Consider the following 26,631-nt stretch of genomic DNA (forward strand, 5'->3'; position numbering starts at 1 on the left):
CTTACCAGACACCACAAAACAAATGTGGGAGCGGGCTTGCTCGCGAATGCGGTGCATCAGTCGATGTTGATGTCGACTGACACTCCGCCTTCGCGAGCAAGCCCGCTCCCACAAGGGTTCTGCATTCCAGGCGTCCATCGCGGCTGCCTGGATTTGAAGTGGTTTAGCCGATCGTCATCAAGCTCGCATTACCACCTGCCGCAGCCGTGTTAACGCTCAACGCCCGTTCAATCACCAAACGCTCCAGCGCAATGTTGGTCTCGCCTTGCGACAAGCCATGAACACCGACAATGGCGCCCGCACGCTTGGCCACTTGCTGGCACACCGCACGCAACTGGTCGGAATGGCCATGATGCAGAACCGCATCAAATACCACTTCGTCCTTGTTCCAGTCGGACACCAGCTTGATCCGTGCCTGAACTTCTTTCGGCAGGCGTGCGAACAACGCCTTGCTCACGTCAGATTCCGGCCACACTGCCGAACCACCGACAGCCAACACCGCCGCCAGTTGAGTCAACAGATCGCCTTCAACCTCGGCCAGACACAGCACGTGTTCACGCGGCAGGATGGCGTAGCTGTTGCGCTCGCCGGTCGGGCCGGCCAGCACACGGGTGATCCCGCTTTGCGATTGCGCCGTGAACTGCACGCACAGGGTGCTCAGGTCAGCAAACTTGTTGCTGTCAGCCCAGGCTTTCAGGGCAGTCAGCGGCTTGCTCATGGAATCACGCAGACGAACGTCCGGCGCGACGAGGGCGTCGCCACGAGCGAAGGATTGTTCGATCGCATCGGTAGGACGTGTCGACAGCAGGCGGTACAGGTACAGCGGACCACCAGCCTTCGGACCCGTACCCGACAAACCTTCACCACCGAACGGCTGCACACCCACCACAGCACCCACAATGTTGCGGTTCACGTAGACGTTACCGGCGTTGACGTTGTCGATCACCTTGGCGATGGTCTCGTCGATACGCGTGTGCACGCCCAGCGTCAGGCCATAGCCGGAAGCGTTGATCTGACCGATCAGTTGATCGATGTCTTTGCGCTTGTAGCGAACCACGTGCAGCACCGGGCCGAAGATCTCCCGTTGCAGCTCGTCGAAGCTTTCCAGCTCGATCAGGGTCGGCATCACGAAGGTGCCGCGTTTGACTTCTTCGCTGTTGGCGATCGCCACCTGGTACACGTTGCGACCTTTGTCGCGCATGGCCTGGATGTGCTTCTCGATGCCAGCCTTGGCTTCGGCGTCGATCACCGGGCCGATGTCGACGGACAGGCGCTCCGGATTACCGAGACGGCATTCAGCCATGGCGCCCTTGAGCATTTCGATGACACGGTCAGCGGAATCTTCCTGCAAGCACAGGACGCGCAGTGCCGAGCAACGTTGGCCGGCGCTGTCGAAGGCCGACGACACCACGTCGATCACCACTTGTTCGGTCAGTGCCGAAGAGTCGACGATCATCGCGTTCTGGCCACCGGTTTCGGCGATCAGCGGGATCGGACGGCCCTGGGCATCCAGGCGACCGGCGATGTTGCGTTGCAGCAAACGAGCGACTTCGGTCGAACCGGTGAACATCACGCCTTTAACGCGATCGTCACCTACCAGTCCAGCGCCGACTGTTTCGCCACGGCCCGGCAGCAGTTGCAGCACGCCTTCCGGAATCCCGGCTTCGAGCAGCAAACGCACGGCTTGAGCCGCCACCAGCGGAGTTTGTTCCGCAGGCTTGGCCAATACCGGGTTACCGGCAGCCAGTGCCGCCGCGACTTGACCACTGAAGATGGCCAGCGGGAAGTTCCACGGGCTGATGCACACCACCGGACCCAGTGGGCGATGGGCGTCGTTGGTGAAATCGTTGCGCGCCTGCACCGCGTAATAACGCAGGAAATCCACGGCTTCACGCACTTCGGCGATGGCGTTGGCAAAGGTCTTGCCGGCTTCGCGAGCCAGCAGGCCCATCAGCGGCTGGATCTCGCCTTCCATCAAATCGGCGGCACGTTCCAGAATCGCAGCGCGTTCGGCGGGCGGAGTGGCCTGCCAGATCGGTGCGGCGTTCAAGGCGCAATGGATCGCGTTGTCGACGTCTTCGACGGTGGCTTCCTGCACATGGCCAACCACGTCACGCAGATCGGACGGGTTCAAAACCGGCACAGGGGTTTCAGTGCTGGAGGCGCAACCGAGCATCGGCGCGGCTTTCCAGTGGTTGTGAGCAGTGGCCAGCAAGGCGCAGGACAGCGAAGCCAAACGATGTTCGTTGGCCATGTCGATGCCGCTGGAGTTGGCGCGCTCGGCACCATAAAGATCACGCGGCAGCGGGATACGCGGGTGCGGCAGGCCGAAGCCGCCTTCCAGCGTCGCCATCTGCTCGATGCTGGCCACTGGATCGGCCACCAGCTCCTGGATCGAAATGGATTGGTCGGCGATACGGTTGACGAACGAAGTGTTCGCACCGTTTTCCAGCAGACGACGTACCAGGTACGCCAGCAGCGTTTCGTGCGTACCGACCGGAGCGTACACGCGGCACGGACGGTTCAGCTTGCCTTCGGACACTTTGCCTACAACCTGTTCGTACAGCGGTTCACCCATGCCGTGCAGGCACTGGAACTCATACTGACCCGGGTAATAGTTCTGACCGGCAATATGGTAAATGGCTGACAGGGTGTGGGCGTTGTGCGTGGCGAATTGCGGGTAAATGACTTCCGGCACCGACAGCAACTTGCGGGCGCAAGCAATGTAGGAAACGTCGGTGTACACCTTGCGCGTGTAGACCGGATAGCCTTCCAGGCCTTCGACCTGGGCGCGCTTGATTTCGCTGTCCCAGTACGCGCCTTTCACCAGACGGATCATCAGGCGATGACGGCTGCGGCGAGCCAGGTCGATCACGTAATCGATCACGTACGGGCAACGCTTTTGATACGCCTGGATCACGAAACCGATGCCGTTCCAGCCGGTCAGTTGCGGCTCGAAGCACAGGCGCTCCAGCAGATCCAGCGACAGCTCGAGGCGGTCGGCTTCTTCGGCGTCGATGTTCAGGCCGATGTCGTACTGCTTGGCCAGCAAGGTCAGCGACAACAGGCGCGGGTACAACTCGTCCATCACACGTTCGTACTGCGCGCGGCTGTAACGTGGGTGCAGTGCAGACAGCTTGATGGAAATGCCCGGGCCTTCATAAATCCCGCGACCGTGAGACGCTTTGCCGATCGAGTGGATGGCTTGTTCGTACGAGGCCAGGTACTTCTGCGCATCGTGCTCGGTCAGTGCCGCTTCACCCAGCATGTCGTAGGAATAGCGGAATCCCTTGGCTTCGAACTTGCTCGCATTGGCCAGGGCTTCGGCGATGGTTTCGCCGGTGACGAACTGCTCGCCCATCAGGCGCATGGCCATGTCGACGCCCTTGCGGATCATCGGCTCGCCGCTCTTGCCGATGATGCGGCTCAGGGACGAGGTCAAACCTGCTTCGTTATGCGTGGCGACCAGTTTGCCGGTCAGCAGCAGGCCCCAAGTGGCAGCGTTGACGAACAGCGACGGGCTGTTGCCCAAGTGCGGGTGCCAGTTGCCGGTGCTGATCTTGTCGCGGATCAGCGCGTCACGGGTGCCTTTGTCCGGAATGCGCAGCAGCGCTTCGGCCAGGCACATCAGCGCTACGCCTTCCTGGGACGACAGGGAAAATTCCTGCAACAGGCCCTGAACAATCCCGGCACGGCCACCGGCACTTTTCTGATTACGCAGCTTCTCGGCAATCGAGGAGGCCAGTTTGTTGGTGGCTTCAGCCATCGCTGCCGGCAGACGCGCCTGCTCGATCAGCATCGGCACCACTTCCGGCTCCGGGCGACGGTAAGCGGCGGTGATCGAAGCGCGCAGCACCGATTGCGGCAGGATGCTTTCTGCGAATTCGAGGAAGCACTGGTGAGCATGATCCAGAGGCGCATCGACGGCGTCGTCGGAATCCTTGGTCAAACCGCTCAGCTCCGTCAGGGTTGCACCACCCTCGAGTTTTTCCAGGTAATTGAAAATTGCCTGCTTGATCAGCCAGTGCGGCGTGCGATCAATCGAGGTCGCGGCAGCCTTGAGGCGCTCGCGGGTCGGGTCGTCAAGTTTGACCCCAAGGGTGGTGGTAGCCATTTTTTTATCCTCATGTTTGCCACGACCGCGTGGCATCAGCTGGCGGCAAGATTAGCTGCGCAACCGTTGAGGTGCAACCGGGTGCAACCCTTTTTTTGTCGGAATAATAAGCAGCTCGTCAGGAATTAAATTCCGGTACATCCGTACTGCTTCTGCTTGGTGCTTTACTTCTAGAAACATCGCGTGACTGCGCTAAAAGGGAGCAAAAACCGGCCGGTTTCGCGGAAAACGGAGTGGGTGCAACTAATTCTCACGAAATGGGTTGCACCTTATTTGGGTTGTTGAATAGGATTCGCGCCCCAAGGTGCAACCGGATGAAAAGTCGGTGCACCGGCTGATGGCTTTCCTGGGGAAACATCAGTCATAAATGCGCGGGCTTTGAAATCGTCTGATCAAACGTGGTCGTTTGTCAGCGGGTTCACACGCTGGCGCTACATAAAAACAAAGCCAGGGCATCACAGAATGAGCGTAAGCAATCCAACCCTGATCACGTTCGTGATCTACATCGCAGCAATGGTGCTGATCGGCTTGATGGCCTATCGCTCCACCAACAACCTTTCTGACTACATTCTGGGCGGTCGCAGCCTGGGCAGCGTCGTCACGGCCTTGTCCGCCGGCGCTTCCGACATGAGTGGCTGGTTGTTGATGGGCCTGCCGGGCGCCATCTACATGTCTGGCCTGTCCGAAAGCTGGATCGCCATTGGCCTGATCATCGGTGCTTACCTGAACTGGCTGTTCGTCGCTGGCCGTCTGCGTGTGCAGACCGAGCACAACGGCGATGCGCTGACCCTGCCGGATTACTTTGCCAGCCGTTTCGAAGATAAAAGCGGCCTGCTGCGGATCATTTCTGCGGTGGTGATCCTGGTGTTCTTCACCATTTACTGCGCTTCCGGCATCGTCGCTGGCGCCCGTCTGTTTGAAAGCACCTTCGGCATGTCCTACGAGACGGCGCTGTGGGCCGGCGCTGCGGCGACGATTGCCTACACCTTCGTCGGCGGTTTCCTCGCCGTGAGCTGGACCGATACCGTACAAGCCACGCTGATGATTTTCGCGCTGTTGCTGACGCCAATCATCGTGCTGCTCGCCACCGGCGGCATCGACACCACCTTCCTGGCCATCGAAGCGCAAGACCCAAGCAACTTCGACATGCTGAAAAACACCACCTTCATCGGCATCATCTCGCTGATGGGCTGGGGCCTGGGCTACTTCGGCCAGCCGCACATCCTTGCGCGCTTCATGGCGGCGGATTCGGTCAAGTCGATCGCCAACGCCCGTCGTATCTCCATGACCTGGATGATCCTGTGCCTGGGCGGCACCGTTGCAGTGGGCTTCTTCGGTATTGCCTACTTCTCGGCGAACCCTGACCTGGCCGCACCTGTGACCGAAAACCACGAGCGCGTGTTCATCGAACTGGCGAAAATCCTCTTCAACCCATGGGTTGCCGGTGTATTGCTGTCGGCCATTCTGGCTGCCGTGATGAGTACCTTGAGCTGCCAGTTGCTGGTGTGCTCGAGCGCCCTGACCGAAGACTTCTACAAAACCTTCCTGCGTAAATCCGCTTCCCAGGTCGAACTGGTCTGGGTCGGCCGCGCCATGGTGCTGGTGGTTGCCCTGATCGCCATCGCGTTGGCCGCCAACCCGGAAAACCGCGTACTGGGTCTGGTCAGCTACGCCTGGGCAGGTTTCGGTGCTGCGTTCGGTCCGGTTGTACTGATTTCCGTGATCTGGAAAGACATGACCCGCAACGGCGCACTGGCCGGCATCCTGGTCGGCGCGATCACCGTGATCGTGTGGAAACACTTCGAACTGCTGGGCCTGTACGAAATCATCCCTGGTTTCATCTTCGCCAGCCTGGCGATCTACATCGTCAGCAAACTGGGTTCGCCGACTCACGGCATGCTTCAGCGCTTTGCTGCGGCCGAGGCAGATTTCCGCCTGAACAAGTGATGGGCTGAGGCTCTGACTTTTCGCCGAAACTGAAAACGGCCCGCTTCCTTATGGAGACGGGCCGTTTTTTTTGGCGCAGATCTCGTGTTATTGAAATTCCAATGTGGGAGCGGGCTTGCTCGCGAAGGCTGCATCACATTCAACATATCAGGTGACTGACAAACCGCTTTCGCGAGCAAGTCGAATCGTCGCACCGCCGCTCCCACATGTGATTGGTGGTGGTTTTGAGGGAGATGTCTGTAGCCAAACGCACCGATTCTTGAAGGACAAATCTCTTAAAAAGTAGGGAAAATCTGATTTCCTTGTCCCTCCCTCAACACCCCTTGTCGCTCATGCAGAATCGCCCGCCTTCATTCTGCAGAGACACATCGGATGTTCGCGCCTGCCAATCAACCGCGTTTCACGTTGACCCTCGACGGCGTCCAGAATGAGCTCAAGGTCCTTGAGTTCTCGGGCACGGAAGCCATCAGCCAACCCTACCGTTTTGACCTCGAACTGGTCAGTGAACGGCCAGACATAGAACTGGAAAGCCTGCTGCACCGTCAGGCGTTTCTGAGTTTTGATGCACAAGGCTCCGGTATCCACGGTCAGATTTTTCGCGTTGGCCAAAGCGACTCCGGGAAACGTCTGACGGGTTACCAGATCAGCCTCGTCCCGCGCCTGGCTTACCTCGGTCAGCGCATCAACCAGCGGATCTTCCAGCACAAAAACGTGCCGGCGATCATCGCGCAGGTCCTCAAGGACCATGGCATCCAGCGCGATGCGTTCGAGTTTCAACTCGGCAGCGACTACGCACCTCGCGAGTACTGCGTGCAGTACGCCGAAAGTGACCTGGCGTTCATCCAGCGGCTGTGCGCCGAGATCGGCATTCACTACCACTTCCAGCACAGCCCCGACGGGCATCTGCTGGTGTTCGGCGATGACCAGACGGTTTTCCCTCGTCTGCCTGAGTCGACGCTGTACCTGCCGGGCAGCGGAATGGCGGCGGATGCGCCGGCCATCAAGCGTTTTAACGTGCGTCTGGAAACCCGCACGACCGCGGTCGCCCGTCGCGATTACGACTTTAAAAAACCACGCCTGCAACTCGAAACCCGCCTCGACAGCGAACAGCGCCCGGTGCTGGAGGATTACCAATTCCCCGGCCAATTCACGGATCGCGAACATGGCAAGCAACTGACTCAACGCACACTCGAACGCCACAACGCCGATTTCCGTCAGGCTGAAGGCAAAGGTGATGACTGTGCGTTGGTCAGCGGGCATTTCCTGCACCTCGCCGAGCATCCACGTCAGGCATGGAATGACCTGTGGCTGATCACCGAAATCGAACACCGTGGCCGCCAGCCACAAGTGCTGGAAGAGTCGGCCACCAGCGACGACCCGGACGATTTCCAGGGCTATCGCAATACATTTCTGGCAACGCCGTGGGACGTTTCGTTTCGTCCGCCACTGGGGCCGCAAAAACCCCGCATGCTTGGCTATCAACCGGCCGTGGTCACCGGGCCGACTGACAGCGAAATTCATTGCGACGAGTTCGGTCGGGTCAAGGTTCAGCTCGCCTGGGATCGCGACGGACAACTCAACGAACACTCCAGTTGCTGGCTGCGCGTGGCCACGGGGTGGGCGCATGACCGTTATGGCAGTGTGCTGATCCCGCGCGTCGGCATGGAAGTGCTGGTCGGGTTCATCGACGCCGATGCCGACAATCCGCTGGTGATGGGCTGCCTGCCGAACGCGGCGACGCCCGTTCCGCTGGACCTGCCCGCCGACAAGACCCGCAGCATTTTCCGCAGCCAAAGCAGTCCCGGTGGCGGCGGTTACAACGAATTGCGCATCGAGGATCGCAAAGGCGCCGAGGAAATCTACCTGCGCGCCCAGCGAAACTGGACCCAGCATGTGTTGAATGATCAACAGGTGCAGGTCGATAACGCCCGCAGCATTGTCGTCACTGGCATGGCTCGCCATGAGTTGAAGGCTGACGAACAGCGCATCACCCACGGTCAGCGCCAGGCCGAAGTGAAGCTCGACGATCACTTGGTGGTGATGGGTGATCGGCACATCCGCGTGACCAGCCAGGCGCTCAACGCCAGTCAGCAATTCCACGTCAGCGCCGGCCAGCAAGTGGTGATCGACGGCGGCGCCAGCGCGACGATTCAGGCCGGTGGGCAGTGGATCAACATTGGGCCTGGGGGGATTTTCAGCAGCGTGCCGATTCAGGTGGGCGGGGCGTTGATGCCCGCGATGGCTGCTGCAACGGCGTCGCTGGATGCACCGCTGAAACTCGCCGCCGCACCGGCAGCGGTGTTGAGCGCGGCACAGATCATGAGCCTGAAAAGCGATGCGCCGTTTTGTGAGGAGTGTGAGCGTTGCAAGGACGGGGTATGCCCTACGCCGAACACGCAGATCCCCTCCCCAAAGTCTTTAGCCCGGCCGACGGCTTCCAGCGTTGAGCCGGGTTTTCACATCGTCGAACAGGGGATGTCTCGTTCCGCGCTCGAATCAATTCTGTTTCCACAGCCGGAACCGGCAGTACTGGAGAAGTTTCGCAGCCTTAATCCACAACTCACCCAATACGCGAAGCCTGGGCAATTGATCGTCTTGAGCGATCCGCGCAATACGCAATGCACTCGTGAAGAAGCGCTGCTGATGGAGGCAGCGCAAAAAGTCGATGCAGCGCTTGAGCCGTTGAGTGATGCGGAAGCTGAGTTCATGGCACGTCACCATGGTGAGATTCAATCCTTTCTTTCGCAGGGTTCGACTGGTGTTGGCGTAGGTTCAGCGATGTTCGGCAAGCACTTGGGTAACTTGAAAGATGCCCTTGTAGAACTTGAAAACCTGCATAAACGCACCTTTGACAAACACGGAAAACTCCAAGGCGCTGACTTCTTTAACGAGCGTAAAAAGCTCATGGGGCTGCTGGATAACAGCCTTGGACCGTTGGTGCGCAAAGGTGTGGGTATTCCTGATCATCCGAAACTGAAGAATGCGCTGGGGATTTCAAACCGCAGCCTTGTGCATCATTGGAGTAAGGCGGGCACGGCCGGAGGGATTCCAGGGTATGCGACGCATATTGATGGGGTGAGTAAGGCTGGAAAGGTGATGAAGTTGGGTGGCTGGGTTGGGATTGCGCTAGGGGCTTCCGCATCGGGGCTTAAGGTCAAGGAGACCTGCCGCTATGGGACTGAAGAGGCTTGCAGAAAAGTTAAGTTTTCGGAGGCAGGGAAGTTAACTGGTGCTATCGGGGGCAGCACTTTGGGGGGGCTTGTTGGGACGCTTGGTGTTACTTCTTGCGTCGGAATTGGACTCGTAAGTGCTGGTACTGGAGGTGTGCTCTGTTCACTGGTTTTGGTTGGCGCAGGAACATTCGTAGGAGGAGTGGCAGGTGAAGCCGGCGGGGAAAAAATTGGTGAAATAATTTATGAGGAAGCTTATTGATGACAAATGACGATGAGGTTTTCTTTGTCTTGCTCACAGGCGGATTATTTTTTGGTCTTGGTTTGATTTTTATTTTGGGTCAACTTTATTTGGCTTGCTTCCAATTAAAAAAAATAATTGACCATTTGAGCAACTCTCATGGCGTTTTATTGCGTAAAACTGTGATGAGGCAAGGTGTTTTTGGTGTTTATTTTATGTTGATTAGTGTGGGGGCTTTCTTTGTGTTTCCGTCGAAGTCAATCAAGTGTGGAAACCTAGATAGAAACGATTATCTGAATTTCCCACGCGGGCTTTTGAATTTGATAAGACTTTTCTATGTGGCTGGCCTTGGCGGAGGGGTGGCGATGTTTGTGCTTTTTTTTGGTGGGAAATACATGGGTTGGATTGAGTGATTTCGTCGCGCTGGTGCCTTAAATGAGTTTCGTCATTTTATGTGCGATTTATTGGGCGGGGCCGGACGCGTTTGAAGCGGTGCTCAATCGGATATTTCCCGTAGCAGGTTTTCTCTTCGTTGCGTCAATAGCGGTGATGTTTTACTTAGCGTGTTTCAAAATGGACAAAATACTCGACGGTATGAGTCGATCTGAAGTGGTGACATTGCGTAGCCCAATTAAGGGGCAGTGTTTTCGCTCTAGGTATGAGGCATTGTTTGTTGTCTGGTATGTTTTAACGTTTCGCGCTTTGGCATTAAAGCGTGGACATTTGGATGAGCACGACTACGACAATTTTTCTATTGGCTTGCGATGGTTGATTAGAGGCAGTTGTAGCAGCATCTACTTTGTATTTTTCTACTTCATCCTCGTTGAATGGATTTATGAGTATTTGAGCTGGGTCCATTGGCTGTTAACGACTCTGGATGATTTGGTTTGGTGGATAGCTGAAGTTAGAGGTGGTTTTTATGAGCGGTGATTGCATCCGGAACTGGCTACAAACCCATCCCCTTAACAACACGGAACAACTCTTCGCCATCTTCAGTAACGCCAGCGCTGCCGAGCCGTTCAAGGCTTGGCAGGCGTCAGCGAATGCTCAGGCGCCGAGTCCGATTTGGGCGAAAACCATTTATGCGGAGTGGGATGCGGTGATGCCCTACGTGGGAATCGTCGCCGCTGATAGTCAGTTCCTCGATTGGGTCGCCACGACGGAGTCCCGCGATTGGGGATGGTTGGCGGTTTCTTCGGCGAGCCTTGAGGTGGTGGTCGAGTATTTGCGCAGCCTCACCCTGGTCAAGCTGCCGGATGGCAAGGCTGTGTTTTTCCGCTTCTGGGATGGGCGTTATTTATTGCCGATTCTGCAATCTGCTGAGGTGAAACCTGCTGAGTTACTACCGGTGATCGGGAGGTGTCTGATCAACGGGCAGTCAGTCGATATAGGCGGTAGCGCGCTGAAAACATCGAAAGTGTTTCCGTGGTGGGAGGTGTCCGATTCTCTGCTGCAACACCTCGGTGCTGAAGATGCTTCAACCCAAATCAACAATCTGATGCAGTGGTTGAGTGAAGAGCACCCCAGTCTGTTCGAGGCGTTTTCAGAAAGCGTTTTACGCAGGAAAGTCGAGATGTTTCTAACGGCGCCTGGCCTGCCTGCCGGGCCAAAAGTTGAGCTGTTGGAGCACTTGATGAGGGAGCTTGATTGATGTGGAGTAGGGCCAGGCGAAATTTCCGGGCAAGGTCGTCGGACGTTTCCTTCAAGTTGCGTCGGTTTTCGTGAACTGGTGGGCAATGGGTTGCAGGGATAGTCTTTGGCTGTCACCGCGCAAGTGGTGGCAGGGTGTAGGAACCCTTGAAGGTCATTCGCGCATCAGTACTGTCGTTTGATTGCGGCACTTAAAACGTGCCCGTAACATCGTTCGCGGCGGCTGTGTGCGGGACACGTTTCGACGTGGCTGAGTTTGATGGCCCTCAGTTTCCTACTCCCGCGCACGGCTGCCACCCAAAGCCCGTAGGAAGGCCGTTGGTAGCTTTTTGAGTTAATAGCTAAAAGGCCTATCAAATTATGACGACGTTGACACCCGATCCACCCTACGAAAAACCAATCCCCCACCCCAAAAGCCGTTTCATGGCCCTCACCAGCAACTGCACTGACATGCCGACGCTATTCGTCGACACCCATGCGCCGCTCGATGTTTTATACGACGCTGCCAACTATCGGATTCGCGCCGTCACGCAGGTGCTGGAGAACATGTCGATGCGCGGTTCGGTTGAGTGTGAGTCGTTCATTCTTAGTGATTTTGCGTTGCTGTGCGCCATTCCGTTGCGGGATGGGTGTGATGTGCTGGATGTGATTGGGCGGCGGTTGCGGGCTCGGTCACCGGAGTAACGGCGTACGGCTTTTTGTGGCGAGGGGGCTTGCCGGAACGCCGCATCGCCCCGTTGGGTCGCGCAGCGGCCCCAAAACCTGCAATCCGGTTATGTCAGTTGTACCGAGGGGTTTGGTTTGGCGACTGCTTCGCAGTCGAGCGGGAGCAAGCTCCCTCGCCACAGGGTTTTGTGGGCGGCTGGATGTTTTGGGGCTGCTGCGCAGCCCAACGGGAGCAAGCTCCCTCGCCACAGGGTTTTGTGGATGGCTGGGGATGTTTGGGGCTGCAAGTGCCCGCTCGGCTGTGAGGTCCTGACGTTGGCCGCCTTACAAGGTAAACTTCCCGGCCTTCGCAGGAGCAATCATGAATTATCGTCACGCCTTCCATGCCGGCAATCACGCCGATGTGTTCAAACACCTGACTTTGACCCGCCTCATCGCCCTGATGTCGCGCAAGGAGCAGCCGTTTGCCTATCTCGACACTCACGCCGGTATTGGTCTGTATGACCTGCAGGGTGATCAGGCGAGCCGTACCGGTGAGTACCTGGAAGGTATTGCGCGTCTGTGGGATCAGCCGGATCTGCCGGCGCTGACCGCCGATTACATGAAAGTGCTGCACGACATGAACCCGGATGGCCAGTTGCGCTATTACCCGGGATCGCCGGAGCTGGCGCGGCGTCTGACGCGGCCGCAGGATCGGGTGATGCTCAACGAGAAGCACCCCGAAGACGGTTTGTTGCTCAAGGACAACATGGCCGGTGATCGTCGGGTCAAGGTGCATCTGGGCGAAGGCTGGCATGTGCCACGCGCGATGTTGCCGGTGCAGGAGAAGCGGGCGGTGATGTTGATTGATCCGCCGTTCGAGCAGCTCGATGAGATGCAGCGCTGTGCGGCGTCGCTGAAAGAGGCGATTGGCCGGATGCGTCAAACCGTGGCGGCGATCTGGTACCCGGTGAAGGACCAGCGTCTGTTGCGTCGCTTTTATCAGGATCTGGCGGGCTCGGGCGCGCCGAAGTTGTTGCGGGTGGAGTTGCTGGTGCATCCGCTGGATACGCCAAACAGTCTGAACGGGTCCGGGTTGGCGATTGCGAATCCGCCGTGGGGGCTGGAAGAGGAATTGCGTGAGTTGCTGCCGTGGTTGTCCAAGAAGTTGGGGCAGACCCAGGGTGGGTGGCAGATGGATTGGTTGATTGCTGAATAAGCTGAAAATCTGTGGCGAGGGAGCTTGCTCCCGCTGGGCCGCGAAGCGGCCCTAATATCAGTGTTGGTGTTCTTGCAGTAAGAACCGGAATACCGATTTGACGACTGCTTCGCAGCCGAGCGGGAGCAAGCTCCCTCGCCACAGGGTTCGCGTTGAATCAGATCGGGCAGGTCACGCCTGTGCCGCCAATCCCGCAATAGCCTTCAGGGTTTTTCGCCAGGTACTGCTGGTGATACGCCTCGGCGAAGTAGACCGTTGGCGCTTCGTCGATTTCAGTGGTGATTTCGCCTTTCCCGGCCTTGGTCAATTCAGCCTGGAACACGTCCTTGCTGCGCTTGGCGGCTTCCAGCTGATCCGGGTTGGTCGCATAGATCACCGAGCGATACTGGGTGCCAATGTCGTTGCCCTGGCGCATGCCCTGGGTCGGGTTGTGCAGTTCCCAGAACATCTTCAGCAGCTCGTCGTAGCTGACTTTTTCCGGCTCGTAGACCACCAGTACTACTTCGCTGTGGCCAGTCAGGCCGGAGCAGACTTCTTCATACGTCGGGTTCGGCGTAAAGCCGCCGGCGTAGCCCACCACGGTGCTGACTACGCCTTCGCGCTGCCAGAATTTGCGTTCCGCGCCCCAGAAACAGCCGAGGCCGAATATCGCGAAATCCACGTCCATCGCGAACGGGCCCAGCAGCGGTGCGTCGTGGACGAAGTGTTTTTCCGGCAGGTTCATCGGGGTTTCACGGCCAGGCAGAGCTTGTTCTTTAGTCGGGAGCACGTTTTTGTTCACCAGAATTTCCGAGCGCAAGACCATGATCAGTCCTCTCAGTCAGGTTGGGATGTAGGGAATCAGACCGCCAGTGTGCCCAAACCCTTCCCGTTACGCACTACCCCTGTAGGAGCGGGCTTGCTCGCGAAGGCGGCGTGACAGTCGGCATTAATGTTGTGAGGTATACCGCATTCGCGAGCAAGCCCGCTCCCACAAGGGATTTGCGGCGTGGTGTCAGACGAGGGGCCCGCGCGGGTAGCGTTTGAGCTTTTCGATCAGCTCGGCGCCGGGGATCGGGCGGTCGAACAGGTAGCCCTGGCCGACGTCGCAGCGGTGGCGGCGCAAGAACGCAAGCTGTTCGGCGGTCTCGATGCCTTCGGCCACGACCTTGAGTTTCAGGTTGTGGGCCATGGCGATCACCGCGGAGGTGATTTCCATGTCGTCCTGGTTGTCCGGGATTTCGTGGATAAAGCTGCGATCGATCTTGATGATGTCGATCGGGAATTTTTTCAGGTAACTGAGCGATGAATAACCGGTGCCGAAGTCGTCCATGGCCAGGGTCAGGCCCAGGCGCTTGAGCTGGTCGAGCTGCAAGTGGGTGTCTTCGGTGGCTTCCAGCAGCAGGCCTTCGGTCAGTTCCAATTCGAGCAGATTGGCCGGCAGCGCTTCTTCCTTAAGGATGTTGGCGATGGACGACACCAGGTCCGGGTCGGAGAACTGCTTGGGCGACAGGTTGATGGCCACTTGAAGATTGCCCAGGCCAGCGGCGCTCAGTTCCTTGCTCATGCGGCAGGCCTGGCGGGCGATCCATTTGCCGATCGGGATGATCAGGCCGGTTTCTTCGGCGACGCTGATGAACTGGTCCGGGCGGATCATGCCTTTGTCCGGATGGTTCCAGCGCAGCAGCGCTTCCATGCCCAGCAGGCGGCCGCTGCGCAGGCAGAGCTTGGGCTGGTAGAACACGTCCAGTTCATTCTGGGTCAGGGCGCGGCGCAGATTGTTCTCGACGAACAGCTTGTAGCTGGCCTCGGCATTCAGCGCTTCGGTGAACACCTGGACCTGATGCTTGCCATTGGCCTTGGCCTTGTGCAGCGCCAGGCCGGCGTTGCGCATCAGGGTTTGCGGGTCGCGACCGTGCAGCGGCGCGCAGGCCAGGCCCACGGAACCGGTGACGCTGATCAATTGATTGTCGACGAACATCGGCTTGTCGAGGGTCATCAACAGCTGGTGGGCGACCTGTTGGCCGGTGCGCTGGTCGGTGTTGTCCAGCAGCACGGCGAATTCGTTGCTGGCGAAACGCGCCAGGCTGCCGCTCGGGCTCAGGCTGTTGCGCAGGCGTCGTGCCAGGCTGATCAGCAGTTTGTCGCCGGTCTGGTGACCGAGGCTGTCGTTGATCCGCTTGAAGTTGTCGATGTCCACCAGCAGCAGGCTGATCGGCGTATCGGTGTCGCGGGCGAAACGTTCATCGAGGTTGCGGATGAACGCCGGGCGGTTGCCGAGGTTGGTCAGGTTGTCGGTGTACGCCAGGCGCTCGATGCGCTGCTGGGCGAGTTTGGTCTGGGTGATGTCTTCGTAGATGCCGATGTAATGCGTCAGCTCACGGTTGTCGCCGTACACCTTGGAGATCGACAGCTGCCCCCAATACGGTTCGAGGTTTTTGCGGCGACTCTTGAATTCGCCCTGCCAACTGTTGCTCTTGGCCAGCGCCGAGGGCGCGTCGAACAGCAGTTCGCTGAGGTTCTCCAGCGCCGGCAGTTCCGACAGCCGCTGGCCGTGGACTTCTTCGGTGCTGTATTGGGTGATCGCGGTGAAGCTCGGGTTGACGTATTCGACCACGCCGTCGCAATTGACCAGCAAAAACGCGTTGGCGCTTTGCTCGACCGCACGCTGGAACAGGTGCAGGGCGCTGGTGGCGGTGCGGCGGTTGTGGTTGTTGATGACCTGGGCGAACTGATCGGCCAATTCGCCGGCGAAAGCGATTTCGTCCGACTGCCAGGCGCGGGTCGCACCGGTCTGTTCCAGGCACAACACGCCGACCACCTGGCCGTCGACGCGGATGCTGGCGTCGAGCATCGCGTTTACATCGCGCGGGCGTAGGCTCTCGGCCATGTCCCGGGTGCGCGGGTCACGCATGGCGTTGTGGGCATCGATGGCGCGGCTGCTGTGCAAGGCTTCGAGATAATCCGGGAAGCCGCTGACGTCAATCGGTTCCGGCAGTTGGTATTCACTGCTGGCGCGGTGATACGCAGATATCGGCACCAGCATCGAGCCTTCGAGGTTCCACAGGCTGGCACTGTCGATTTCGTAGATGTCGCAGGCGCTGCGGGTAATCAGTTCGGCGGCTTCTTGCAGGGAATTGTTGGTGCTGTAGCGCTGGCGCGTCAGCAACAGGATCAGGTCCTGCTGGGCGCGCACCCGGTCCAGATGCTGCAATTGTTCCTGCTGGGCACGCTGGTTGAGCTCGAGGGCGATTTGCAGGCGCGAGTTCTGGGTTTCCAGATCCTGCGAGGGCTGTAGCGCAAAGCCTTCGAACAGGTCATCGACCACCAGCAGATAGCCGCGCAACAGGTGCCGATTGTGCTGTTTATAGGCTTCGCCCAGTTCCAGCAGGTTCAAGGCGCCCGAGGCGGTGTGCAAGGTGTAGCGGATCTGGTAGTTCGGACTGTCGGTGAGTTGCTGCTGGACCGCGTCATGCAGCTGATATCGCGCTTCGGGCTCCATCAGGCTGGCGTAGGGAGAATCGACCAGTGCACACAGGTCTACGGCCGGCAGACCGAAATGGCGTTCACAATTAGGATCGAGAAACAGCAGCGCCCAGCTAGGTTCATTCAGCCGTTCGAAACGCAGCATGCCGAGCCGCGAGGGCACAGGCAACTGCGTCACTACCTCGGCCACCATACGGCTGGCGGCATCGGGTTGGCTTTTCATTGAGGGAAACTCGCTTCGAATGTGCTGATCGCGCCGGGCTCTCGCCCTCTTAACTGTTGTCTGCGGCAAGGTTGCATCATTGCGGCCCCGACTGACAAGAGACATGAAGGCCAAGTGCTATAAGAATATGTCGGCAGGTGCGAAGTTTTCTCCAGTTCGTGAGCTGAAAGTAATCTATTTGGGTCTGTGGCGAGTGAGCTTGCTCACGCTGGGCTGCGTAGCGGCCCCAAATTTCCGGCAACTGTTGCCTATTTGTGAGTGCTTCGCACTCAAGCGGGAGCAAGTATTGCGACTTCAACGTAATGGAATGCTGATTGATTGCAGTGGTTTACCGTCCCGGTCGTGGTAATGGACCTGAATTTGCTCGCCATCAACAACCAGATGGGCAAAGTTGTCCTCGCTGACCACATTACTGGTCAGTTCATGCCGATAGTCCCCCGCAGCCGTTTGCGCCAGCGGCTGATCGAGAATGAACGTGGATGCCTTGGCGTACGGCAGCAGTTTGCTGTTGCACAGCGGCGAGGAAACGACGGTGTACACCTCGAAGTCCGGGTCTTCGCTGTGGGTCAGGCGACTGGTCAGGGAGCCGTGGACATCGCCCGAAACGAAGATGACGTTCTTGATGCGGTGCGTGCGAATTGTCTCCAGCAACCGCAGGCGTTGTTCCGGAAAGGCTTTCCAGGCGTCATCGCCGTTGAGTTTGCGGTCGGGGTAGAACATCACGCTGGTGACCACGAATTTGACCCTTGCCTGGCTGTGGATCAGCCATTTGAGCAGTGTTTGTTCCTGTTCTTCATCGAGGATGCGGCGATCATCGGCCGACAGGTTGCGCCGAGTACGGCTGTCGGTGACAAACCATTCAATATCGCCGTCGGTGAACTGATACCAATACTGTTCAAGTTTTCTGCTTATCTCACCATTTTCTAAACGTTCATGCGCCGGACTATGGCTGGCTTGATATAACTCATAAGCGGTCATGGCGTTTTTATATAAGTCGGAATCTGATTTGCTCTCGTTTGCCGGCCAGTTGTCTTCAATTTCGTGGTCATCGAGGATCATGTAAGTCGACAGGCTGGACATTAAAGTTGAAATACCAGGCTGAGAAAAAGCTGATCGATATTTGCTGAGTATGTCTTTGAGTTCCCGGTCGGGAGCAATAACGTTCAAATCATCGACGTAAATTTGATCTCCAGTCATCAGCATCGCACTGATGGGCGGTTCGGCCCGCTGCGCGAGCTCGGTGATCGAAGCAAAAATGCGGTCGCCGGCCTTCGGTGTGATTGCGATGCCAGCGGTCATACGCAAGTAGCGGCAGGAGCCGACGATATAGGCCCGTGGCAGTCGGGCCTTGCTGGACCGCGTGCGAAACCGGTAAATCTCCCGTGGCCATTGCAATGGCAGTTCCTGGACCGTTTCCACGGTATGCACCGGGCTCATCGGGCTGAACCAGCCGGCCTGATACTCGTACTCGGTGTCGCTGGTCAGTTCATTGAGCGCAATAACATCGGACATGTCGCGCAAGTGCGTCAACTTTACAAATTCGCCTCGGGACCAATTGGCTTCGCCTTGGCGTCGATAACGAATGCCTGCAAATGCAAAAGCATTATCTTGAAGTTCTCCGCGCAGAAAGATGCGCGCGTGATTAGTTGTAGTGTGGCCAATAATCGGGCCGACAGTCGGTTTGAGCATGTTCGAATCCATTCGAAGTAAGTGTTAACTAAGCAGAAGGTGACTGATGCAGTTTTATTGAATATCAGTTGGACTAAGCCTAGTTGTTGACTGGCAAAAAATATCGGGAGGAAGTTGACGTGCGTCGTGGGCAAAATCAGCCACGAACGTAGGAAGAAGCTTTATTCAAGGCAAAAAAAAGCCCCGCCAAATTGGCGGGGTTGAGGTACGAGCGTGGCGCTCGGAAAACGTGCTACGCGATCGGCCCTCCGGTGAGGGAGGGCCGGCCGGTGTTACAGCAGGATGGTGCGGATGTCCGCCAGCAGGCTGCTCAGACGCTGGGTGAAGCGTGCAGCAGCGGCGCCGTTGATCACACGGTGATCGTAGGATAGCGACAGCGGCAGCATCAGTTTCGGCTGGAAGGCTTTGCCGTCCCAGACTGGCTGGATGGTTGCCTTGGAAACACCTAGGATCGCCACTTCCGGCGCGTTGACGATCGGCGTGAAGCCGGTGCCGCCAATGTGGCCGAGGCTGGAAATGGTGAAGCAGGCGCCTTGCATGTCGTCAGCGGTGAGCTTTTTGTCGCGGGCTTTGGCGGCCAGCGCAGCGGCTTCGGCTGCCAGTTGCAACAGGCTCTTCTGGTCGACGTTCTTGATGACCGGTACCAACAGGCCTTCAGGGGTGTCGACCGCGAAGCCGATGTTCACGTACTTCTTGCGGATAATCGCTTTGCCGCTTGGCGCCAGCGAACTGTTGAAGTCCGGCAGTTCCTTGAGCAAATGCGCGCAGGACTTGAGCAGCAGCGGCAGGATGGTCAGCTTGACGCCGGCCTTCTCTGCAACGGCTTTCTGAGCGATACGGAACGCTTCCAACTCGGTGATATCAGCCGAATCGAACTGAGTCACGTGCGGAATGTTCAGCCAGCTGCGATGCAGGCTCGACGCGCCGATTTGCATCAGGCGAGTCATCGGCACTTCTTCGGTTTCACCGAAGCGGCTGAAATCCACGACCGGAATCGGCGGGATGCCCGCGCCGCCGGTTGCGCCAGCAGCAGCGGCCGGTGCTTCCTTGGCCTTCTGCATCATCGCCTTGACGTAAACCTGCACGTCTTCCTTGAGGATGCGCCCGTGCGGGCCACTGGCGCCGACGGCGTTCAGCTCGACGCCGAACTCGCGAGCCAGTTGACGCACGGCCGGGCCGGCGTGAACTTTGGCGCCAGGCTTGGCTGGAGCCGCAACCGGGGCGGCAGCAGGTGCGGCTGCGGCAGGTGCAGCAGCGGCTGGCGCCGGAGCACTCGGTGCAGCAGCGGCGGTCGCCGGGGCAGCAGCAGGCGCAGCGCCTTTGACTTTCAGCTTGAGGATCAGGTCGCCGGTACCGACTTCGTCATCCAGCTTGATGGAAATGCTTTCCACCACACCAGCGGCAGGCGATGGAATTTCCATGCTTGCCTTGTCGGATTCCAGGGTGATCAGCGACTGATCGGCTTCAACGGTGTCGCCGGCCTTGACCAGGACTTCGATGATCTTGGCCTTGCCCGCCGAACCGATGTCCGGAACGTGGATGTCCTGAACGCTATCGGCCACTGGAGCAGCCGGAGCTGCCGCAGGAGCAGGCGCGGCAGCGGGTGCCGGAGTATCGGCCTGGGCTGGCGCGGCAGCCGGTGCAGCAGCACCTGCCACTTCCAGGTCCAGAATCAGGTCGCCGGTGCCGACTTCGTCGTTGAGCTTGACGCTGATGGCCTTGATCACGCCAGCGGCAGGCGAAGGGATTTCCATGCTCGCCTTGTCGGATTCCAGGGTGATCAAGGATTGATCAGCCTCGACGGTGTCGCCGACCTTGACCTGGATCTCGATAATCTGGGCCTTGCCCGCCGAACCGATGTCCGGCACGTGCACTTTCTGAATCGAAGCGGCAGGCGGCGCAGCAGCAGGCGCGGCGGCAGCAGCAGGAGCAGCAGGAGCAGCAGGAGCAGCAGCCGGTTTCGCTTCAGCTTTTGCAGCCGGCGCAGCCGCAGCGGCAGCCGCCGGGGCCGCAACTGCGGCACCTTCGACTTCCAGCTCGAGCAGTTCGTCGCCTTCTTTCAGGCGATCGCCCAGCTTCACTTTCAGGCTTTTGACGATGCCGGCCTTAGGCGCAGGAATTTCCATGCTCGCCTTGTCCGACTCCAGCGTCAGGATGCTCTGGTCGGCTTCGACACGGTCGCCGACCTTCACAAACAGTTCAATTACTTCACCTTCACCGCTGCCGATGTCAGGTACGCGAATGAGTTCGCTCACAGAATCTCTCCTCAGCAGTCCAGTGGGTTGAGTTTTTCCGGGTTGATACCGAACTTGGTGATGGCTTCAGCCACAACCTTAGGTTCGATGTCACCACGGTCAGCCAAGGCTTCCAGGGCTGCCAACACCACGAAATGACGGTCGACTTCGAAGAAATGACGCAATTTCTTGCGGCTGTCGCTGCGGCCGAAACCGTCGGTGCCCAGGACTTTGAATTCCTTGGACGGGACCCACTGACGAATTTGCTCAGCGAACAACTTCATGTAGTCGGTAGAGGCGATGACCGGACCTTTGCGGCCGTTCAGGCACTCTTCGACGTAGCTCAGCTTAGGCTTCTGGCCCGGGTGCAGACGGTTGGTGCGCTCGACGGCCAGGCCGTCGCGACGCAGTTCGTTGAAGCTGGTAACGCTCCATACGTCAGCGCCGACGTTGAACTCTTCACGCAGAATCTTCGCCGCTTCACGGACTTCACGCAGGATGGTGCCGGAGCCCATCAGTTGAACGTGGTGCGCCGCTTCGCGGGTGTCTTCTTCGAGCAGGTACATGCCCTTGATGATGCCTTCCTCGACGCCGGCCGGCATGGCTGGCTGCTGGTAGGACTCGTTCATCACGGTGATGTAGTAGAAAACGTCCTGCTGCTCTTCGGTCATCTTCTTCATGCCGTCCTGGATGATCACCGCCAGCTCGTAGCCGTAGGTTGGATCAAAGGTGCGGCAGTTCGGGATGGTGCCGGCCAGGATGTGGCTGTGACCATCTTCGTGTTGCAGGCCTTCGCCGTTCAGCGTGGTCCGGCCGGCGGTGCCGCCGATCAGGAAGCCACGGGTACGGCTGTCACCAGCGGCCCAGGCGAGGTCGCCGATACGCTGGAAGCCGAACATCGAGTAGAAGATGTAGAACGGCAGCATTGGCTGGTTGTGGCTGGAGTACGAAGTACCGGCAGCGATGAAGGAGCTCATGGCGCCTGCTTCGTTGATGCCTTCTTCGAGAATCTGGCCCTTCTTGTCTTCCTTGTAGAACATCACCTGGTCTTTATCGACTGGCTCGTAGAGCTGGCCGACGGAGGAGTAGATGCCCAACTGACGGAACATGCCTTCCATACCGAAGGTACGGGCTTCGTCCGGGATGATCGGAACGATGCGCGAGCCGATTTCCTTGTCCTTGACCAGTTGCGCGAGGATCCGCACGAACGCCATGGTGGTGGAAATCTCACGGTCGCCCGAGCCATCAAGGATTGCCTTGAGGGTATCGAGTGGCGGCGTTGGCACGCTGATGCTCTTCGCGCGGCGCTGTGGCACGAAACCGCCCAGTGCAGTGCGGCGCTCGCTCAGGTAGCGGGCTTCGGCGCTGTTTGGCTCTGGCTTGAAGAACGGCAGGTTCTCCAGCTCTTCGTCCTTGACCGGGATGTCGAAACGATCGCGGAACAGCTTCAGGCTTTCAACATCAACCTTCTTGGTGTTGTGCGCGGTGTTCTTCGCTTCGCCGGCACCGGTGCCATAACCCTTGATGGTCTTGGCCAGGATAACGGTGGGTTGTTCTTTGTGGTTGACCGCTTCGTGGTACGCCGCGTAGACCTTGTACGGGTCGTGGCCGCCACGGTTGAGTTTCCAGATCTCGTCGTCGGACAGATCGGCAACCATCGCCTTGAGTTCTGGCGAGTTGAAGAAGTGTTCACGCACGAACGCGCCGTCTTTGGCTTTGTAGTTCTGGTATTCGCCGTCGATGACTTCGTCCATGCGACGTTGCAGGATGCCGTCGACGTCTTTGGCCAGCAAAGGGTCCCAGAAACGGCCCCAGATGACTTTGGTCACATTCCACTGAGCACCGCGGAACACGCCTTCGAGTTCCTGGATGATCTTGCCGTTGCCGCGAACCGGGCCGTCGAGGCGCTGCAAGTTGCAGTTGATGACAAAGATCAGGTTGTCGAGCTTCTCGCGGCCAGCCAGCGAGATCGCGCCCAGGGATTCCGGCTCGTCACACTCGCCGTCGCCCAGGAAGCACCAGACTTTCTGCTTGCCTTCAGGAATGAAACCGCGCGCTTCCAGGTACTTCATGAAGCGTGCCTGGTAGATCGCCTGGATCGGGCCCAGACCCATGGATACGGTCGGGAACTGCCAGAAGTCAGGCATCAGCCAAGGGTGCGGGTAGGACGACAAGCCCTGACCGTCGACTTCCTGGCGGAAGTTGTTCATCTGGTCTTCGGTGATGCGGCCTTCCATGAACGCACGGGCGTAAACGCCTGGCGAGGTGTGGCCCTGGAAGTAGATCAGGTCGCCGCCGTGTTCGTCGGTCGGGGCCTGGAAGAAATAGTTGAAGCCGATGTCATACAGGGTGGCGCTGGAGGCGAAGCTGGAGATGTGACCGCCCAGGTCAGAATCTTTCAGGTTCGTACGCATCACCATGGCCATCGCGTTCCAGCGTACCAACGAGCGAATGCGGCGTTCCATGAACAGGTCGCCAGGCATGCGTGCTTCGTGGGTAACAGGAATGGTGTTGCGGTATGGCGTGGTGATGGCGTAAGGCAGTTGCGAACCGCTGCGGGTCGCCAATTCGCCCATACGGGTCATCAGATAGTGAGCGCGGTCTTCGCCTTCTTTGTCGAGAACCGATTCCAGGGCGTCCAGCCATTCCTGGGTTTCGACGGGATCGAGGTCTTGCATGGCTTGCTCCAGGGCGGAAAGGCTTCCAGAATCGGTTGCCTGAGTTTGCGACTGGCCTTGTGGGCAGACGATATAAATTCTTGGATTGCCGAGAGGTCGTTCCGGCGGCGTGTAGTTTTACTACAAATCTTCGGGCATTTCAGCCTTTCGAATGTATATACGAGTAGTAAAACTACAGATGAATGGCTTGTGGCCTCCGGCTGCGTTGTGAGAATAATCGTTAAGGTTGGTCTTTTACCAACCACAAAAGGTGAAAGCTTGATGTTCACTGCCAAAAATAAAGAATTTTCAGCTATTTCTAACTTTTGTTCGACAGTCCTCCAGGTAGTGCAATATGAAAATTCACTACATGCAACCTGTTCTACGCCGATCAAGGATAGACCATGAGCCTGCCCACGCTTGCCGAACTGCCCGCCATTCTCCTGCCGTTTGTCACCCGTGCCGAGCAGTCGTTGCGTGCCGCCGTTGCGGCACTTGAAGACGACCATGGTCTGTCGACCTGGACGCCTGAACGCTGGGCGCAATTCGCCCGTGTCACGGCGGCCAGCGATTTTGTGATTGAACAGAGTGTGCGTGACCCTTTGATGTTGCTGGCGCTGGTGCAGTCCGGCGAACTGGATCGCAGCTATGCGCCCGGCGAGCTGTGCGCGCAGATTGCGGAGGCGGTGAATGCAGCGCAAACCGAAGAGGAACTCGGCCGTGTCCTGCGTCGCCAGCGCACCCGTCATCAAGTGCGGATCATCTGGCGCGACCTGACTCGTCAGGCCGATCTGGTCCAGACCTGCCGCGACCTCTCGGACATGGCCGATGCGAGCATCGATCAGGCCTATCGCTGGTTGTATTCGCGTCATTGCCAGCAATTCGGTGTGCCGACGGGCCGGCGCAGTGGCGAGCCGCAGCAAATGGTCATCCTCGGCATGGGCAAGCTCGGCGCCGTGGAACTCAATCTGTCGTCGGACATCGACCTGATCTTCGCCTACCCCGAGGGCGGCGAAACCGTCGGGGTGAAGCGCTCGCTGGATAACCAGGAATTTTTCATCCGTCTCGGCCAACGCCTGATCAAGGCGCTGGACCCGATGACCGTCGACGGCTTCGTGTTCCGCGTCGACATGCGCTTGCGCCCTTACGGTTCCGCCGGTGCGTTGGTCTTGAGCTTCAATGCGCTGGAACAGTATTACCAGGATCAGGGCCGCGACTGGGAACGCTACGCGATGATCAAGTCGCGGGTGGTGGCCGGCGATCAAGTGGCCGGCGCGCAATTGCAGGACATGCTGCGCCCGTTCGTTTACCGGCGTTACCTGGACTTCTCGGCCATCGAAGCGCTGCGCACCATGAAGCAGCTGATCCAGCAGGAAGTGCGGCGCAAGGGCATGGCCGACAACATCAAGCTCGGTTCCGGCGGCATCCGCGAAGTCGAATTTATCGCCCAGGCTTTTCAGCTGATCCACGGCGGCCGCGACCTGAGCCTGCAACAACGTCCTCTATTAAAAGTACTGAGTACGCTGGAAGGTCAGGGTTACCTGCCGCCGGCGGTGATCAGCGAGTTGCGCGAAGGCTATGAATTCCTGCGGTACACCGAACACGCGATCCAGGCCATCGCCGACCGCCAGACCCAGATGCTGCCGGACGGCGCGCAGGATCAGGCACGCATTGCCTTTATGTTGGGCTTCGCCGACTGGGACGCTTTCCACGAGCAGCTGATGTATTGGCGTGGCCGCGTGGCCTGGCACTTCGCTCAGGTGATTGCCGACCCCGATGAAGAGGCAGGCACTGAAAGCGAAGTGGTGGTCGGCGGCGAATGGCTGCCGCTGTGGGAAGAAGCTCAGGACGAAGAGGCGGCTTGCCGGCAGCTGGAAGAGGGCGGTTTCAAGGATGCCTCCAAAGCCCTGAAAGCCTTGGCCGGTTTGCGCAGTAGCCCGCAACTGCGGGCGATGCAACGTCTGGGGCGAGAGCGCCTTGATGCCTTTATTCCCCGCTTGCTGGCTCAGGCCGTTGAGCACGCCAACCCGGATCTGGTGCTGGAGCGCGTGCTGCCGCTGGTGGAAGCCGTGGCCCGTCGCTCCGCGTATCTGGTGTTGCTGACTGAAAACCCCGGTGCGCTGCGCCGCTTGCTGACCTTGTGCGCCGCGAGCCCGTGGATCGCCGAACAGATCACCCGTTTCCCGCTGCTGCTCGACGAATTGCTCAACGAAGGCCGGCTATTCAAGCCGCCGCTGGCACCGGAGCTGGCCGCCGAATTACGCGAGCGTCTGACGCGGATTCCCGAGGACGACCTCGAACAGCAAATGGAAGCCCTGCGCCATTTCAAACTGGCGCATCGCTTGCGCGTCGCCGCCTCGGAAATCGCCGGCAGCCTGCCGTTGATGAAAGTCAGCGATTACCTGACCTGGCTTGCTGAGGCGATCCTCGAACAAGTGCTGGCCCTGGCCTGGCGCCAGACCGTGGCCAAGTACGGCACGCCGCTGCGCACCGACGGTACGTTGTGCGATCCCGGCTTTATCATTGTCGGTTATGGGAAAGTCGGCGGACTGGAATTGGGGCATGGTTCGGACCTCGACCTGGTGTTCATCCACGACGGCGATCCGCAAGCGGAAACCGACGGGCCGAAACCGATTGATGGCGCGCAATTCTTCACCCGGTTGGGGCAGCGGATCATTCACTTGCTGACGGCGCAGACCAACTCCGGTCAGCTGTATGAAGTGGACATGCGCCTGCGACCGTCCGGTGCATCGGGGTTATTGGTCAGTTCGCTGGGGGCGTTTGCCCGCTATCAGGAAAACGAAGCCTGGACCTGGGAGCATCAGGCCTTGGTGCGGGCGCGGGTGCTGGTGGGCAGTCAGGACGTTGGTCAAGCGTTCGAGAAGGTGCGCGCAGCAATACTGGGCAAGGCGCGGGACCTGTCGACCTTGCGTCAAGAGGTCAGCGAGATGCGTGCCAAGATGCGCGACAACCTTGGCAGCAAGAGCACCGCGGCCGGCACCGGGGCAAATGCCTTCGAGGCCACGGCGCCGTTCGATCTCAAGCAGGACGCCGGAGGTATCGTCGATATTGAATTTATGGTGCAATACGCGGCCCTGGCGTGGTCCGAAACACACCCGCCATTGCTGCGCTGGACCGACAACATCCGCATTCTGGAAGAGCTGGAGCACGAAGGGCTGATGCCCGTCGAAGACGCCAACTTGCTGCGCGAGGCCTATAAAGCCTACCGCTCCGCCGCTCACCGGCAGGCCTTGCAGAAGGACGCCGGGGTGATACCAGGCGATCAGTTCGCGGACGAACGGCGACAGGTAGTGCGGATCTGGCGTGAGCTGGGGTTAAGCTGAAACGCGCTTGTTGCGGCAACAAGATTCAAATGT

Annotated in this window: 13 protein-coding genes and 1 pseudogene; 8 read left to right on the forward strand and 6 right to left on the reverse strand. The window is 58.7% G+C overall.

The window, feature by feature from the left end:
* Nucleotides 1-163: 163 nt before the first annotated feature.
* Nucleotides 164-4,114 (reverse strand): trifunctional transcriptional regulator/proline dehydrogenase/L-glutamate gamma-semialdehyde dehydrogenase, encoded by a 3,951-nt coding sequence (putA, locus tag EAH78_RS15165; RefSeq protein ID WP_140668236.1) that lies wholly within the window; start codon nt 4,112-4,114, stop codon nt 164-166.
* A 462-nt stretch (nt 4,115-4,576) separates the two neighbouring features.
* On the opposite strand from putA, the gene putP reads away from it, so the two are divergent.
* From putP to EAH78_RS15205, 7 genes and pseudogenes are all read left to right on the forward strand, one after another.
* Nucleotides 4,577-6,061 (forward strand): sodium/proline symporter PutP, encoded by a 1,485-nt coding sequence (putP, locus tag EAH78_RS15170; protein WP_140668237.1) that lies wholly within the window; start codon nt 4,577-4,579, stop codon nt 6,059-6,061.
* Nucleotides 6,062-6,433: 372 nt separating this feature from the next.
* Nucleotides 6,434-8,443 (forward strand): annotated as a pseudogene (locus EAH78_RS15180) (type VI secretion system tip protein VgrG); the annotation flags it as partial.
* Nucleotides 8,444-9,492: 1,049 nt separating this feature from the next.
* A complete protein-coding gene (locus EAH78_RS15185; protein ID WP_140668238.1) occupies nt 9,493-9,885 on the forward strand; it encodes a hypothetical protein in 393 nt (130 codons plus the stop codon).
* 22 nt (nt 9,886-9,907) lie between these two features.
* On the forward strand, nt 9,908-10,402 hold the full coding sequence (locus tag EAH78_RS15190) for a hypothetical protein (RefSeq protein WP_140668239.1): 495 nt from the start codon (nt 9,908-9,910) through the stop codon (nt 10,400-10,402).
* The gene (locus EAH78_RS15195) at nt 10,392-11,123 is read left to right on the forward strand and encodes a DUF4123 domain-containing protein (protein WP_140668240.1); all 732 of its coding nucleotides are present in this window, start codon (nt 10,392-10,394) and stop codon (nt 11,121-11,123) included. Before EAH78_RS15190 ends, EAH78_RS15195 begins: the two co-directional genes overlap by 11 nt.
* Nucleotides 11,124-11,482: 359 nt before the next feature.
* Nucleotides 11,483-11,806, forward strand: coding sequence for a hypothetical protein (locus EAH78_RS15200; RefSeq protein ID WP_140668241.1), 324 nt, complete (start codon nt 11,483-11,485; stop codon nt 11,804-11,806).
* Nucleotides 11,807-12,149: 343 nt separating this feature from the next.
* Nucleotides 12,150-12,986, forward strand: a complete 837-nt coding sequence (locus EAH78_RS15205; protein ID WP_140668242.1) for a 23S rRNA (adenine(2030)-N(6))-methyltransferase RlmJ — start codon at nt 12,150-12,152, stop codon at nt 12,984-12,986.
* A gap of 157 nt (nt 12,987-13,143) precedes the next feature.
* Here EAH78_RS15205 and msrA read toward each other — a convergent pair whose 3' ends face one another.
* The 5 genes from msrA to aceE form a co-directional block, all read right to left on the reverse strand.
* The gene (msrA, locus tag EAH78_RS15210) at nt 13,144-13,791 is read right to left on the reverse strand and encodes a peptide-methionine (S)-S-oxide reductase MsrA (RefSeq protein WP_140668243.1); all 648 of its coding nucleotides are present in this window, start codon (nt 13,789-13,791) and stop codon (nt 13,144-13,146) included.
* A 189-nt stretch (nt 13,792-13,980) separates the two neighbouring features.
* Nucleotides 13,981-16,674: a putative bifunctional diguanylate cyclase/phosphodiesterase gene (locus EAH78_RS15215; RefSeq protein WP_140668244.1), complete on the reverse strand. Its 2,694-nt coding sequence runs from the start codon at nt 16,672-16,674 to the stop codon at nt 13,981-13,983.
* Between the two features lie 294 nt (nt 16,675-16,968).
* Nucleotides 16,969-18,363 carry an alkaline phosphatase D family protein gene (locus tag EAH78_RS15220; RefSeq protein ID WP_140668245.1) on the reverse strand — a complete coding sequence of 465 codons (1,395 nt, stop codon included), beginning with the start codon at nt 18,361-18,363 and terminating at the stop codon, nt 16,969-16,971.
* A gap of 272 nt (nt 18,364-18,635) precedes the next feature.
* On the reverse strand, nt 18,636-20,618 hold the full coding sequence (gene aceF, locus EAH78_RS15225) for a dihydrolipoyllysine-residue acetyltransferase (protein ID WP_140668246.1): 1,983 nt from the start codon (nt 20,616-20,618) through the stop codon (nt 18,636-18,638).
* 11 nt (nt 20,619-20,629) lie between these two features.
* Nucleotides 20,630-23,275 (reverse strand): pyruvate dehydrogenase (acetyl-transferring), homodimeric type, encoded by a 2,646-nt coding sequence (aceE, locus tag EAH78_RS15230; RefSeq protein WP_140668247.1) that lies wholly within the window; start codon nt 23,273-23,275, stop codon nt 20,630-20,632.
* Between the two features lie 383 nt (nt 23,276-23,658).
* Between aceE and glnE the strand changes: the two genes are divergently transcribed.
* On the forward strand, nt 23,659-26,598 hold the full coding sequence (gene glnE / locus EAH78_RS15240; protein WP_140668249.1) for a bifunctional [glutamate--ammonia ligase]-adenylyl-L-tyrosine phosphorylase/[glutamate--ammonia-ligase] adenylyltransferase: 2,940 nt from the start codon (nt 23,659-23,661) through the stop codon (nt 26,596-26,598).
* The last annotated feature ends 33 nt before the right edge of the window (nt 26,599-26,631 follow it).

This window comes from Pseudomonas arsenicoxydans, assembly GCF_006438915.1.
GTDB lineage: Bacteria > Pseudomonadota > Gammaproteobacteria > Pseudomonadales > Pseudomonadaceae > Aquipseudomonas > Aquipseudomonas arsenicoxydans_A.

Coding starts and splice junctions, on each gene's coding strand:
- putA (WP_140668236.1), bottom strand. CDS start 4,114: ATGGCTACCACCACCCTTGGGGTCAAACTTGACGACCCGACCCGCGAG.
- putP (WP_140668237.1), top strand. CDS start 4,577: ATGAGCGTAAGCAATCCAACCCTGATCACGTTCGTGATCTACATCGCA.
- EAH78_RS15185 (WP_140668238.1), top strand. CDS start 9,493: ATGACAAATGACGATGAGGTTTTCTTTGTCTTGCTCACAGGCGGATTA.
- EAH78_RS15190 (WP_140668239.1), top strand. CDS start 9,908: ATGAGTTTCGTCATTTTATGTGCGATTTATTGGGCGGGGCCGGACGCG.
- EAH78_RS15195 (WP_140668240.1), top strand. CDS start 10,392: ATGAGCGGTGATTGCATCCGGAACTGGCTACAAACCCATCCCCTTAAC.
- EAH78_RS15200 (WP_140668241.1), top strand. CDS start 11,483: ATGACGACGTTGACACCCGATCCACCCTACGAAAAACCAATCCCCCAC.
- EAH78_RS15205 (WP_140668242.1), top strand. CDS start 12,150: ATGAATTATCGTCACGCCTTCCATGCCGGCAATCACGCCGATGTGTTC.
- msrA (WP_140668243.1), bottom strand. CDS start 13,791: ATGGTCTTGCGCTCGGAAATTCTGGTGAACAAAAACGTGCTCCCGACT.
- EAH78_RS15215 (WP_140668244.1), bottom strand. CDS start 16,674: ATGAAAAGCCAACCCGATGCCGCCAGCCGTATGGTGGCCGAGGTAGTG.
- EAH78_RS15220 (WP_140668245.1), bottom strand. CDS start 18,363: ATGCTCAAACCGACTGTCGGCCCGATTATTGGCCACACTACAACTAAT.
- aceE (WP_140668247.1), bottom strand. CDS start 23,275: ATGCAAGACCTCGATCCCGTCGAAACCCAGGAATGGCTGGACGCCCTG.
- glnE (WP_140668249.1), top strand. CDS start 23,659: ATGAGCCTGCCCACGCTTGCCGAACTGCCCGCCATTCTCCTGCCGTTT.